At 61.2% G+C, this 12,699-nt stretch carries 9 protein-coding genes and 2 pseudogenes; 7 read left to right on the plus strand and 4 right to left on the minus strand.

Features of this window, described 5'->3' with window-relative positions:
- Nucleotides 1–46 precede the first annotated feature (46 nt).
- The 7 genes from VKS22_10400 to VKS22_10430 all read left to right on the plus strand — a co-directional run bounded on the left by VKS22_10400 (nucleotide 47) and on the right by VKS22_10430 (nucleotide 7,507).
- Nucleotides 47–1,411, plus strand: a complete 1,365-nt coding sequence (locus VKS22_10400; GenBank protein HLW71022.1) for a cytochrome ubiquinol oxidase subunit I — start codon at nucleotides 47–49, stop codon at nucleotides 1,409–1,411.
- Nucleotides 1,408–2,424: a cytochrome d ubiquinol oxidase subunit II gene (gene cydB, locus VKS22_10405; GenBank protein ID HLW71023.1), complete on the plus strand. Its 1,017-nt coding sequence runs from the start codon at nucleotides 1,408–1,410 to the stop codon at nucleotides 2,422–2,424. Before VKS22_10400 ends, cydB begins: the two co-directional genes overlap by 4 nt.
- 122 nt (nucleotides 2,425–2,546) lie before the next feature.
- Entirely contained in the window at nucleotides 2,547–3,212 is a 666-nt protein-coding gene (locus VKS22_10410; protein ID HLW71024.1) for a nucleotide exchange factor GrpE, read from the plus strand.
- A 48-nt stretch (nucleotides 3,213–3,260) separates the two neighbouring features.
- On the plus strand, nucleotides 3,261–5,192 hold the full coding sequence (gene dnaK, locus VKS22_10415) for a molecular chaperone DnaK (GenBank protein ID HLW71025.1): 1,932 nt from the start codon (nucleotides 3,261–3,263) through the stop codon (nucleotides 5,190–5,192).
- Nucleotides 5,193–5,293: 101 nt separating this feature from the next.
- A complete protein-coding gene (gene dnaJ / locus VKS22_10420) occupies nucleotides 5,294–6,427 on the plus strand; it encodes a molecular chaperone DnaJ (GenBank protein ID HLW71026.1) in 1,134 nt (377 codons plus the stop codon).
- 217 nt (nucleotides 6,428–6,644) lie between these two features.
- Entirely contained in the window at nucleotides 6,645–7,088 is a 444-nt protein-coding gene (locus tag VKS22_10425) for an Hsp20/alpha crystallin family protein (GenBank protein ID HLW71027.1), read from the plus strand.
- Nucleotides 7,089–7,105: 17 nt separating this feature from the next.
- On the plus strand, nucleotides 7,106–7,507 hold the full coding sequence (locus tag VKS22_10430) for an Hsp20/alpha crystallin family protein (protein HLW71028.1): 402 nt from the start codon (nucleotides 7,106–7,108) through the stop codon (nucleotides 7,505–7,507).
- 132 nt (nucleotides 7,508–7,639) lie between these two features.
- Here VKS22_10430 and VKS22_10435 read toward each other — a convergent pair whose 3' ends face one another.
- The 4 genes and pseudogenes from VKS22_10435 to VKS22_10450 form a co-directional block, all read right to left on the minus strand.
- Complete coding sequence (locus tag VKS22_10435) at nucleotides 7,640–9,265, minus strand: carboxylesterase/lipase family protein (protein ID HLW71029.1); 1,626 nt, start codon at nucleotides 9,263–9,265, stop codon at nucleotides 7,640–7,642.
- A 128-nt stretch (nucleotides 9,266–9,393) separates the two neighbouring features.
- Nucleotides 9,394–10,287, minus strand: a complete 894-nt coding sequence (aroE, locus tag VKS22_10440; protein HLW71030.1) for a shikimate dehydrogenase — start codon at nucleotides 10,285–10,287, stop codon at nucleotides 9,394–9,396.
- A 416-nt stretch (nucleotides 10,288–10,703) separates the two neighbouring features.
- Nucleotides 10,704–11,038, minus strand: a pseudogene (locus VKS22_10445) (transposase).
- 1,559 nt (nucleotides 11,039–12,597) lie between these two features.
- Nucleotides 12,598–12,699, minus strand: a pseudogene (locus VKS22_10450) (integrase core domain-containing protein).

Below are 12,699 nucleotides of genomic sequence, written 5' to 3' on the forward strand. Positions count from 1 at the left end.
ACAAGATTTGCATCACCAGCCGCGGCTCGGCAGGATCGCCTATTGAATGACCAATCTGCTGGCGTCGCGGATTCAGTTCGGGTTCACGATAGCCTTTCACTACCTCTTTCCGCCGCTTTCGATCGGGCTGGGGTTGGCGCTGGTCGCGATGGAGGGGGCATACCTCCTGACGCGCAAGCCCATCTACGAAGAATTGACCCGGTTCTGGATCCGCATCTTCAGCCTGACTTTCGCGATGGGCGTTGCGACCGGAATCGTCATGGAGTTTCAGTTCGGCACGAACTGGGCGTCATTCGCGCGCTTCGTCGGCGACATCTTCGGCAGCACGCTCGCGGCCGAGGGGCTGTTCGCCTTTTTTCTTGAAGCCGGCTTCCTCTCCTTGCTGCTGTTTGGTTGGGAGCGCGTCAGCGCGCGGGTACATTTCTTCGCGACGGTGATGGTGGCGCTCGGCGCGCATTTCAGCGCCGTGTGGATCATCGCGGCGAACTCCTGGATGCAGACGCCCGCCGGTTACAAAATTGTCGGCACCGGCGCCGAGGTGCACGCCGTAATCACCGACTTCCATGCGGTTATCTTCAATCCGTCGTTTGTCGTGCGGCTGTTGCATACGCTGTTCGGGGCCTGGAACGCCGGGGCATTTCTGATCTTGTCGGTGAGCGCCTGGTATTTGCTCCAGCGCCGCAATCAGGAGTTCGCGCGCGTGTCGTTCAACTTCGGACTGGCGATAGCGGCGATCGCGATCGTCGGTTCAGTCGCCACCGGCGATATGAATGCGCGCGGCGTCGCCCAGTATCAGCCGGCCAAGATGGCGGCGATGGAGGGGGTCTTTACCGCCGATCAGCCGGCGGGACTCCATCTGTTCGGCTGGGTCGATGCGGCAAACCGGCGGGTGATCGGTTTCGAGATTCCGGAATTGCTGAGCATCCTGACCTACCACGATGCGCACGCGCCGGTGCGCGGGCTCGAGAGCTTTGCGTCGCGGGACTGGCCGCCTGTGCAGGCGACTTTTCAGTGTTTCCATCTGATGGTGGCGATCGGTTTTGCGCTCCTGGGTTTGACCCTGGGAGCGCTGTTTTTCCGTTGGCGCGGGACGCTGTTTGCGCAACGCTGGCTGCTGTGGCTGTTCATCCCGGCGGTGCTCGGACCCGAGTTCGCCAACGAGTTCGGCTGGATGACCGCGGAGTTCGGCCGCCAGCCGTGGATCGTCTACGGCTTGATGCGGACGAGTGAAGGGGTCTCGCAGCTCACCCATCCGAGCGACGTCTGGATCTCGACGATCCTGTTCGTCGCGATCTACGGGCTCTTGCTGCTGCTCTTTATTTTCCTGCTCAATCAGCGGATTCAAGAGGGTCCAATTGGTGGTCCCGGCGGCGCGCCGATGCCCTCTACCGGTCGCCGAGGGTTGCCGTGATCAATCTGAACACGCTGTGGTTTTTGCTGGTCGGTGGCCTGTTTGCGGGTTATGCGGTGCTGGACGGCTTCGACCTTGGCGTGGGCGCACTGCATCTGTTTGTGCATGAAGACGAAGAGCGGCGGTTGTTGCTTAACTCGATCGGGCCGGTATGGGACGGCAACGAGGTCTGGCTGGTGGTCGGCGGCGGCGCGCTGTTTGCGGCCTTTCCGCGGGTTTATGCGACGGTCTTTTCAGGCTTCTACCTCGCGATGATGTTAATCCTGTTCGCGCTGATCTTTCGCGGCCTCGCGATCGAGTTCCGCGGCCAGCAGCCGATGCGCTGGTGGCGGCAGCTGTGCGACATCTGTTTCAGCGCGGGCAGTGTGGTAACGGCGTTACTGATGGGGATTGCGCTGGGCAATCTGATTCGCGGGATTCCGATCGACGCCGCCGAGCACTATTCGGCGGGGCTGCCCGATCTGCTGCGCCCATATCCGCTGCTGGTCGGGATCACAACGCTCGCGCTGTTTGCGATGCACGGCGCGCTTTATCTGCTGTTACGGGTCGATGGGCCGCTGCAAGAGCGGGTGCGGGGCTGGATCCCGACGACGATTATGATCTTTGTCATCTGCTACGCCGCCACCACGATCGCGACGTTGCTCCTTGTCCCCACGATGGCTGAGCGCGCGTTTTCGCGTCCGCTCTTTTTCGTTGTTCCGGTGATTACGATTTTGGCGATCCTGAATATCCCGCGTGAGATCCGTCGGCGGCGGACGTGGCCGGCATTCCTCTCGTCGTGCGTGGTGGTTTTCGGGTTGCTGGCGCTGGTCGGAATCGGCATGTACCCGAATCTGGCGACGGCGCTCGACCCGGCGCGCTCGCTGACGATCTACAATTCCGCCTCGACGCCCGGAACGCTCCGCCGGATGGCCTTGATGGCGGCGATAGCCGGGCCGTTCGTGGCGCTCTATACCATCAGCGTCTACCGGGTTTTCAGCGGCAAGGTGAGACTAGACGCTTCGAGTTATTGAAGCGTCCGGTCCGCGCGCAAAAATCGTCGAAACTGCCTGAAAAAAACGACTTACCAGCCTGCCAAAGACTGGCGCCGGGACGGGGTCGTGCTTAGGTTAGGTGGCAGGTGGAAGTGTGCGGAATGTCTAATCGTTTTGCAGATCGCGAAGATGAGAATCCTGACGCCAAGGCTGACTCGACTGCCGGGCAGGAGACCTCGGCCGATGCCAGCTCCGGTACCAAGGACGATGACGGCGTAGCTGGGGAGATTGAGCGGTTACAGGGCCAAATCAGCGAAAAAGATCGCGAAATCGCCGAGCTCAAGGATAAATATCTCCGCGCGCTGGCCGAGTCTGACAACGTGCGCAAGCGCGTGCGGCAGCAGAGCGAGGAGTCGATTCGTCTCCAGCGTGAGAATCTGCTGCGCGAGCTGCTGCCGCTGATTGATAATCTCGAACGCGCAGTGGGGGCGGCCAAGGGCGGTGGGAACGGGCACTCGATCGTCGAAGGCGTCGAATTGGTCTTGCGCGGGGCGGTGGACTTTCTCAAGGCGCAAGGGGTAGTTCCGTTGAATGTCGTGGGAGAGCCGTTCGATCCCAGCCGCCATGAGGCGGTGGATCACGTGGACTCGCACGAACATCCGGCGAATACGGTCGTGGATGAATTCCATCGCGGCTACCTGATCGGAGAGCGGATGCTGCGGCCGGCGCGGGTGAGCGTCGCACGGAGTCGTCATGGGAAGGAGAGCGGGAATGGCGATGTCGACGATGGCGGCAAGGCTGGCGGGGACGGCGATAGCGAGAGTTGAAAACCACTGAAACGTGGTTATGAATCTATACGAGAGGACTCAGAGTAAATGGCGAAAGTAATCGGAATCGACTTGGGCACGACCAATAGCTGCGTCGCGATCATGGAAGGCGGCGATCCTGTGGTGATCGCGAATTCAGAGGGCGCGCGGACGACGCCCTCGGTGGTGGCGTTCACGGAATCAGGCGAGCGGTTGGTCGGGCAGATCGCCAAGCGCCAGGCGATCACCAATCCAACCAATACGGTCTTTGCGATCAAGCGATTGATGGGCCGGCGCTTCGACGATGCTGAAGTGCAGAAGGCGATCAAGGTACTGCCGTACAAAGTCGAGAAGAGCAGCGACGGCGCGGCCGCGGTCGCTGTGCGCGGGAAGCGCTACAGCCCGCCCGAGATCTCGGCGTTCGTGCTGCAAAAGATGAAGCAAACGGCTGAGGACTACCTCGGAGAGCCGGTGACCGAAGCGGTCATCACAGTGCCGGCCTATTTTAACGACAGCCAACGTCAGGCGACGAAAGACGCGGGACGGATCGCCGGGCTGAACGTCCTGCGCATCGTCAACGAGCCGACCGCGGCGTCGCTGGCCTATGGGCTCGACAAGAAAAAAGATGAGAAGATTGCCGTCTTCGATCTCGGCGGCGGCACTTTCGATATCTCGATTCTGGAGTTGGGCGAGGGCGTCTTCGAAGTCAAATCGACCAACGGCGACACCTTCCTCGGCGGCGAGGATTTCGATCAGCGGGTAATCGATTACCTGGCGGACGAATTCCGCAAGGATCAGGGAATCGATCTGCGCAATGATCGGATGGCGTTGCAGCGGCTCAAGGAAGCGGCGGAGAAGGCCAAGTGCGAGCTTTCGACCGTGACCGAGACCGACATCAATCTGCCCTTCATCACTGCCGACCAGTCCGGACCAAAACATCTCAATATCAAACTGTCACGGGCCAAGCTGGAGGCGCTGTGCAACGATCTGCTCGAACGGCTCGACGGGCCATGCCTGACCGCGCTCAAGGATGCGGCGCTGCGCACCTCGGATATCAACGAGGTCGTGCTGGTGGGCGGCATGACGCGGATGCCGGCGGTGCAGGAGCGGGTCAAGAAACTTTTCGGCCGCGAAGGCCATAAGGGAGTTAATCCCGACGAAGTTGTGGCGATTGGCGCCGCGATTCAAGCCGGCGTGCTCAAGGGTGAAGTCAAAGACGTTCTGCTGCTCGACGTGACGCCGCTGTCGCTCGGAATCGAGACGCTGGGCGGAGTCTTCACCAAGCTGATCGAGAAGAACACCACGATCCCGACGAAGAAGAGTCAGACCTTCTCAACCGCGCAGGACAATCAGCCGGCGGTGACGATTCGGGTGTTCCAGGGTGAGCGTGAGATGGCGGCCGACAACAAGCTGCTCGGCCAGTTCGATCTTGTCGGGATTCCGTCGGCGCCGCGCGGGATGCCGCAGATCGAGGTGACCTTCGATATCGACGCCAATGGTATCGTCAACGTCCACGCCAAAGATCAGGGCACCAACAAGGAGCAGTCGATCCGGATCACGGCGTCGTCGGGGCTGAACGAGGAAGAGATCAAACGGATGGTCGGCGAGGCGGAACAGCACGCGGCCGACGATAAAGAGCGGCGCGCGAAGGCGGAGGCCCGCAACAAGCTCGACAACCTGATCTACACGACTGAGAAGACCGTGAAGGAGCATGGCGCCGCGCTCGACGAAGCGTCGCGCAAAACGGTTGACGACGCGCTGGCGGACGCCCGCACGAAACTCGAATCCAAGGACGCCGCCGAGATGAATCGCGCCGCCGAGGCGCTCGCCGAAGCTTCGCACAAGCTGGCTGAAGCCATGTACAGCAAGAGCCGGCAGGGCGCACAACCCGGCGCTGACGGGGCTGGTGGTCCTCATGCGGATGGCGGCGCGAATGGGAGCAGCGGTGGCGAGGAAAAGAAGGAAGATGTCGTTGACGCTGATTTTAAGGAAGTGAAGTAGTAAATCTTCCCGGCTCTCTTTAGGGGTATTTTGTGATTAGGCAGAACGGTCGAGCGTTGGCGCTTACTTCACACGCGCCCGTGGGCTAGCATTACGCTGCGATGCCGGCCGAGCAAAAACGCGACTATTACGAAATTCTCGGGGTTAACCGCGGCGCCGGTGACGAGGACCTGAAGAAGGCTTACCGGCGCCTCGCGGTGCAGCATCATCCGGACCGCAATCCGGGCGACAAGCACGCCGAGGAAAAATTCAAGGAGCTCAACGAGGCCTACCAGGTCTTGTGCGATCCCGAGAAGCGCGCGCGCTACGACCGGTTCGGTCATGCGGCGTTCCAGGGGCCGCAAGGCGGCGGCGGCTTCGGCGGTTTCGACTTCAGTCAAGGGTTCGAGGAAGTCTTCTCCGACATCTTCGGCGATTTCTTCGGCACCGGGCGCGGGCGTTCGCGTTCGCGCAGCCGGCGCGGCGAGGATTTGCGCTACGACCTTGAAGTCGAGTTTGAGGAAGCGGCGCGTGGCGCCGAGAAGATCGTCAAGTTCCAGCGCCTAGCTACCTGCGAGGGCTGCAATGGCGCCCGCGCGCGCAACGGCGCCGAAGGGGTCCGGCCCTGTCCTAATTGCAAGGGCACGGGACAGGTACGTACACAGCAGGGTTTTTTCTCGATCGCCACCACCTGCGGCCAGTGCCGCGGCGACGGGATGGTGATCGCGGATCCATGTCCCAAGTGCCAGGGACAAGGACGGCTGCGCAAGCCGGTCTCGCTCTCGGTGCGGATTCCGCCGGGCGTTGACAACGGCTCGCGCCTCAAGCTGCGCAGCGAAGGCGAGGCGGGATTCGGCGGCGGGCCGGCGGGCGACCTTTACGTCGTAGTGCATGTCAAGGAGCACGCCTTTTTTGTTCGCCAGGAAAATGATGTCGTTATCGAGGTTCCGGTCAGTTTTCCGCAGGCCGCCCTCGGCGGCGAAATCGAAGTGCCGACGCTCGAGGGCAAGATCAAAGTTAAGATTCCCGCCGGCACGCAGTCGGGCAAGGTCTTCAGGCTCAAGGGCAAGGGCTTCCCCGATCTGCACGGCTACGGCAGCGGCGATCAGCTCGTGCGAATCTCCGTCGAGACGCCGCGGCGGCTGTCGGCGCGTCAGCGGGAACTACTCGAGGAGTTTGCGCGGGCCTCGGGTGAGGACGTCAATCATCCGCTCTCCAAGGGCTTTGTGGATAAGCTCAAAGAAATGTTCGGCTAGGAACGCACACGTTGCTGGCGACCAAAACCTCGGCGCGTCCGCGTCGGGGTTTTTTTGCGATCACGGCGAAGTAAATAGTTAACCAGGAAGCACCCGAAAACTCTCTTGGGCGCCCCGTCGAATCCTCTTCCTACGGTCTTGATCTTTCACGAAGTGTACTTATTTTTTCTAGCGAAGTGAGATTGCACTTCGATCTTATTCAGGAAGGAGGAAAGTTATGGCTTTAATCAGATTTCAGCGGCTCGACCCAGTGAGTAGTCTGCTCGACGTTCAACGCGAGCTCGAACGGTTTCTGCGCAATCCGTCGTTCAGCCTGGGCCCCTCCGGCTATGGCGCTTTCCCGCCTGTGAATGTCTTTGAGGACAGCGACGGGATTGTCCTGATCGCGGAGTTGCCTGGAATCGATCTGGCCAATCTGAAGATTTCCGGCCAGGGCAGCACGGTGACCCTGAGCGGCGAGCGGCCGCGTGAGCAGGCCACTGATGTGCAGGGCTACCATCGGCGGGAGCGCCGTTTTGGCGAGTTCTCCCGCTCCATCCAGCTTTCCGATGAACTCGACATGGCCAAGGCCACGGCCACGTATCAAGCCGGCGTGCTGTCGTTGAGGATTCCGAAAGCCGAAGCTGCGAAGGCAAGGCAAATTTCAGTCCAAGCTGCGTGAGAAGGAGGAAGCAACTTATGATGCCGGAAGCGGAAATCGTTGCGAAAGAGAAACAGCAAGTTGAAGGCGCCGAAAAGACCCGGCCCGGCCGCTATTTCCAGCCTGACGTGGACATTTGCGAATCGGAAAAGACTCTGCGGCTGTGGGCGGACATGCCTGGGGTATCCGAGAAGGACGTGAACGTCAGTCTGAAAGACCGGGTACTCAGTATAACCGGATTAGTAACGGCGGAAGCGTATGACAAACTGGCGCCGCTCTATACGGAATACAACGTCGGCAGCTACTACCGGGAGTTTGCCCTCCATGCCGAGATTGATGTTGCGGGGATAACCGCGCGCATGCGCAACGGAGTGCTGGAGGTTGAGTTGCCGAAGCGCCAAGAGGCGCAACCACGAAGGATCGAGGTGCAAAAGGGCTGAGGCTGATCGAAGCGCGAAACCGGCGGCACGCGCCGCTAGCGCGACTTTGCTCGCGCAACAAAAAGCCCTTGGCAGCGATGCCAAGGACTTTTTTGTTGCCATCACCCGGCCGCGCGAAGATAGTCGGACACCTTAAAACGTATCCCAGAAATCTGTGCATATGTGGTCGGTCGCGAAGATCGAGTCGACGACCGGCGTTGGCGGGACGAAGGACTGGAACTCGTCCGTGGTTGAACTGTAAGGCGCCCATAGCGGTTGCGCTGCCGAGTTCGGATCTCCGTTCTTGGCGAATTGCGTCCAGTAGCTGATCATCGCGGCCGACAGCGCCTGCTGATCGGGCGTGAACGTCGCTGGTATTCCGCCGACTGTCATCAGATATTGGATTTCCGCCGAGTGATACGCGCCTAGGGGAAAACTGGCCGGCGGGAGGAGACCGAGCGGCGCGTTCTCGTCGCTGAACTCATAAGTATAGGTGGGGACGAATTGTGCGAGCGATTGATCGCCGGTGCGCGCCGGACAACTAAAAATGCCGTCGGTGCCGTTCGCTCCCAATGCGAGCGAAGCGGCGTCGGCCGGCGGATTCGACGGGAGCGGATAAACGGCCAAGACTGACGGCGCGAGCAGCGGACCCCACAGCGTCGTAACCGCAGCCGAATAGTTGGCATTGGTCAATGGATTGCCCAGGTAGTCGTAGTCCAACGCGACGAACAGGCGATACTCGTCATGGTTGGTGCCGACGATCACCGGCACCTGATTGAATTGCCCGCTGGCAAAGGCGGCGGTGGGCGTCTGCGTGAGGATTGCGCCATCGACGAAAGGATACATCGCTGGTGAGGGCTGAACTCCGACCAGCGTCGCGGCGGGAACCGCACGCAAGCAAGCCGCCGTTTGATCACCGCATCCGACGGCCGCGGCGAAGGCAGCGCCTGACTGCACGACGGTGCTGCCGAGCGTTTCGCCTTGGGCCAATGGAATGATCGGGACGAAGTAATCGGTAAAGCTGCCGTACGATCCACTCTCCGCGATCGCCCCTCGGAACAGGCCTTTTGCCAATGGTGAGGCGAGTTGGCTGTAGACGCTCTGGCCGCCGGCGGACTCGCCGAAGATCGTTACGCGCCGCGGATTGCCGCCGAATGCGGAAATATTGCGCCTCACCCATTTGAGCGCCATCTGCTGATCGAGGAAGCCGTAGTTGCCGGCCAGATGACCTTCCGCGTCGAGCGCGGTCTGCGCAAAGAAGCCAAGCAAGCCCAGCCGATAGTTGATCGTGACAACGATGACGCTCTGCTTGACCAAGGGCGTAGGGTCGTAGTCCTCGCCACTGCCCTCGACCAATCCGCCGCCGTGAATCCAGACCATCACCGGCAAGCCGGTGCGACTGCGTCCGGTTGACGGCGGTATGTAGACGTTCAGGAACAGGCAGTTTTCGTCGCCGAATTCGACGCCGGTCGCGGCGAGTTGCGGGCAAGCGCTGCCGAACTGAAGCGTCTGCAGAATCCCCGGCCAGTTCGCTGGCGGTTGGGTCGGCTGCCAGCGTAATGTGCCGGTCGGCGCGGTCGCGTAGGGGACACCGAGAAATTCCCGGACACCGCCAACCAACGCTCCGCGCACGCGGCCGTTTTTAGTCGTAACGATGAGCGGATTGCTGATGGTCGCGTTCGCGGGTGCGCTCGTGAGCAATGCGCAGAATATCGCGGCTGAGACAAGAACCGCGCAGGCGAAGCCCATTTGAACGATCGTGTTTGCTCGTCGGTTCATCGAAGATCCCCAAAGTTACGTGTCATTGATTTAGCCGAGCTGCGGCGAGTAAGTCAGAAAGTCGCGTCTATCAGGCGGCTTAATACCATAGAAAGCCGCCAAGTCCAACGAAGCCCGTCTGAAGATCTTCAGGCGCGGCCGAGCGCCGCGAGCAGTGCGGTCCGCATCGCGCCGGGCGGCGGCGGAGTCCCGTTGAAGAGCTCGAAGGCTAACTCACCCTGCTCCGCGAGCATCCCGGCGCCGTCGAGTGCGCGGCGGCCGCGCGCCGCAGCTGATTGCAGAAATGGCGTCGGCTCGCGCGCGTAGATCAGATCGTAAAAGAGGCAATCGTCGGACGTCGCCGCGTAATCGAGCGGGATAAAGCCGCCGCCCTGGAGTCCAATCGAAGTTGCGTTAACGACCAGTGCGGCCTGCGCGAGCAGGTCCGGGCGCGTCAGGGTGTCGAGACCGCAGGTGGTAATCGTCGCGCGAGCGCGATCTTTGCCGCGCGCCGTGATGTGACGGGCGAAGCGGCGCGCGAGCGCCTGCGCTCGCGCGCGCGTGCGATTGCCGATCGCGATACGTCCGGCGCCGAGCCGGAGGGCGGCCAGCACGGCCGCGGCGGCGGCCCCGCCCGCACCAATGATTACGGCTAGCTTGGCCTCCAGCTCGAGACCGGCCTCGCGCAGGTCGGCTTCGAGCCCACGCGCGTCGGTGTTGTCGCCCGATAATACCCCCTCACGATTCACGACGCAGTTGATCGCTCCGAGGATGCGGGCTTCATCGCTCAGACGAGCCATCATGCGCGCCGCGCGCTGCTTGTGCGGGACGGTGAGATTGACGCCGAGCAGGCCGAGCGCCGGGATTGCGCGAATCGCGTCACGCAAGCGGTCGGGAGTGACGTGAAAGGCGAGATAGGCGCGATCCATCGCGAGTCCGGCGTAGGCCGCATTGTGCATCGCGGGCGAGAGCGAGTGCTCGACCGGATCGCCGAAGATGGCGGTGAAGCGGGAACGTCCGCTCAGCGTGCGTGATTGTTCCATAGGTAACATTGCGCAGCTTATTCTCCCGACGATCGGGGCAAAAGCGGCCCGTAGCATAGGATGCGGCCGGCGACGGCGGAATATTCGGCGACAACCTGCGTCGAACCCATATGGTAATCGCGCGAGAAAGTCAGTCGGCGCCGCGCATTCAGGCGCTCGCGACCGCTCTGCCGCCCTACTACGTCGATCAACCGACGCTGACCGCGGCACTGAGTGCGTTATGGCAGGATAATCCAGCGCAGGTGGCGCGCTTCGAGCGTATTCAGCGGGCGCTGGGAATCCGCGGCCGCTATCTTCCGCTGCGGCTCGATGAGTATGCGCAGCTCGACTCCTTCGCTAAGTGCAACGACGCCTGGTTGCGGCTCGCGCCCGATTTGGCCGAGCGAGCGGTTCGCGCAGCGCTCGACGGCGCGGGTGCGCCGTTGGCTGAGCCCGTGCTCCTGGCAAAGTCGCGTCACCAGAGCTCGCCGCACTGCAGGCGTCAGCGTTTTTTCCTACAATGTCCTTGAGCGCCGCATAATCCAGCATCGCCTCAGCCAGCAGCTTCTTCTGCCGCCGGTTCTCGTTCTCGAGCCCCTTAAGCCGCTTGGCGTCGGCGATTTCCATCCCGCAATATTGGCTTTCCATTTGTAAAGCGTCGCTTCCGCGATCCATGTCGGCGCCACACCTCCGCGGTTTTTAGGCCAGCTTCCGCCTCCTTTTGGTGACGAACTCTACGGCAATTCGCGGGATTTTTCGGGGAGCGCGCCAGGGGCAATCGGACTCGTAACAGGAGTCACAATCGCCATTACGGCAGTCTTCGCAGACCACCATTTTGCACCGTTGGTTTCGCTCTCTCCATTTTCGGACCCTCCTATCCTTAAAAGGGAATTTTTCCGCCGTCCCTCACGACGAAGGGGAAGGTTGTGCCGTTGCGGGTGGTTGGGCGGTGATGACCGCGCTCGACAGGTTACGGCTGCGCGCGGCAGGCCTCTGCCCTGGCCGCCCTGCTCAAGCGCTGTATTTTTTGGGTGGTTGATCGGGGAATTGACAACGGCCCTTCGGGGCGTTTTCGTGGCAGAGCTAAAAAACATCGGAAAATGTTGAAGAATTTTGGAGCGGGAGATTGGGGTCGAGCTGGCGACGTCCAGCTTGGGGAGGGACCGGAGCCAAGGAACGACGAGGATAGCGAGTGATGAAACCCCTTCTCCCACAGGGGCTTTCGTCTTACGTGCACTCCTTGGTGATATGTGAATTACCTCCTCTTTTCCCGCCAAGTTTGCCAGAAATTTGCCAGAAATCGTCCACACGGTATCCACAGGACGCACGCTGAAACAGGCAATCGAGCAATTCCGGGTAGAGCACGAGACAACGAACCTCGCTGCCCGTTGCTCCTAAGTCGTATACACGCCGCCGCGTTCGGAAGCCCGAACCGACCTACCGGTATTCGATCCAAAGCTTAAAATCGGATCGAACCATGTCGGTTTCGACAGGGCACGAGATTATGTTTGCATTTAGGCACGAGTCGCAAACAACTAGGCTGTTTCTTGTTCGAAGGGATTTTCTGTGTACTCGATCAGACTTCACACGGTGTCTGCCAAACAAGTCCATGTGGAGGTGCTGAAATGTCTGCCTATGCTACACGAATCGCGAGTCTCAAGTCCGAGCAGGGCTAAGCTTGCTCAACGACAATCCGAGCTGGCGGCTCAGCGTCGCGAGGAAGTCGGCCGGCTCGCTGAGAAACTCGGCGTGCTCGAAACGGACGACGACGTGATCGCCGGGGTGTTCCTCGAACTGAGGTCCGCACTGGGAGTGACAGCTCGCGTCTCAAGCAATTGCGAGACGTGGGCTGCCGGTTTCGTTCTCCAAAGTCTGAACGGTCGAAGCGACACACCGCGGATGCTGCGTCGGGTGCGAACGGCGCTGATTCGCATCGAAGCCTGTGAGGCACGTAATAGCGGCGTTGGATTCGTACGCGCAGGCGAGCTTTTACCTAGCGTTTTTCTCGGCGTTGCTCGCGGTTAAGCAAGCGCGTAGAGCTCCGGCGACGGGACCGTCGTGGCAGCGGTTTGCCGTCCAACCTTCATGGCAGCAGCGATTGGATGCCGATAAGCGCGGCCCGGCGGAGGTTCCAAGCCGGAGACATCATTATCGGCGAGGCTTACCGGCCAGACCGTGATCCCAAGATCGGAGGCAAGGCACCGTTGCTCCGTTATGACGGCGAGGTCGGCTGCACTGTCTCGTCTTCGCCGGTTCAGGCGGTTACAAAACGACCGGGGTCGGCATCCCGTGCGCGCCGGCCAGCTCCTGGTCTGCTGGCCAAGCGGTGCGCGCGACGGCCGAGCTTCCCTGATTCTTCGCCGCGAACTCCTCGGGTGTCAGATAGCCCAGGCTCGAATGCGGCCGCTCGCGATTGTATTCGATTCGCCACTG

Source organism: Candidatus Binataceae bacterium, from assembly GCA_035308025.1.
Lineage (GTDB): Bacteria > Desulfobacterota > Binatia > Binatales > Binataceae > JAJPHI01.

What these genes read in the sequence shown, in the direction of transcription:
- dnaK (HLW71025.1), top strand. Translation starts at nt 3,261, where the DNA reads ATGGCGAAAGTAATCGGAATCGACTTGGGCACGACCAATAGCTGCGTC.
- VKS22_10430 (HLW71028.1), top strand. Translation starts at nt 7,106, where the DNA reads ATGATGCCGGAAGCGGAAATCGTTGCGAAAGAGAAACAGCAAGTTGAA.
- aroE (HLW71030.1), bottom strand. Translation starts at nt 10,287, where the DNA reads ATGGAACAATCACGCACGCTGAGCGGACGTTCCCGCTTCACCGCCATC.
- VKS22_10435 (HLW71029.1), bottom strand. Translation starts at nt 9,265, where the DNA reads ATGAACCGACGAGCAAACACGATCGTTCAAATGGGCTTCGCCTGCGCG.
- VKS22_10400 (HLW71022.1), top strand. Translation starts at nt 47, where the DNA reads ATGACCAATCTGCTGGCGTCGCGGATTCAGTTCGGGTTCACGATAGCC.
- VKS22_10425 (HLW71027.1), top strand. Translation starts at nt 6,645, where the DNA reads ATGGCTTTAATCAGATTTCAGCGGCTCGACCCAGTGAGTAGTCTGCTC.
- VKS22_10410 (HLW71024.1), top strand. Translation starts at nt 2,547, where the DNA reads ATGTCTAATCGTTTTGCAGATCGCGAAGATGAGAATCCTGACGCCAAG.
- dnaJ (HLW71026.1), top strand. Translation starts at nt 5,294, where the DNA reads ATGCCGGCCGAGCAAAAACGCGACTATTACGAAATTCTCGGGGTTAAC.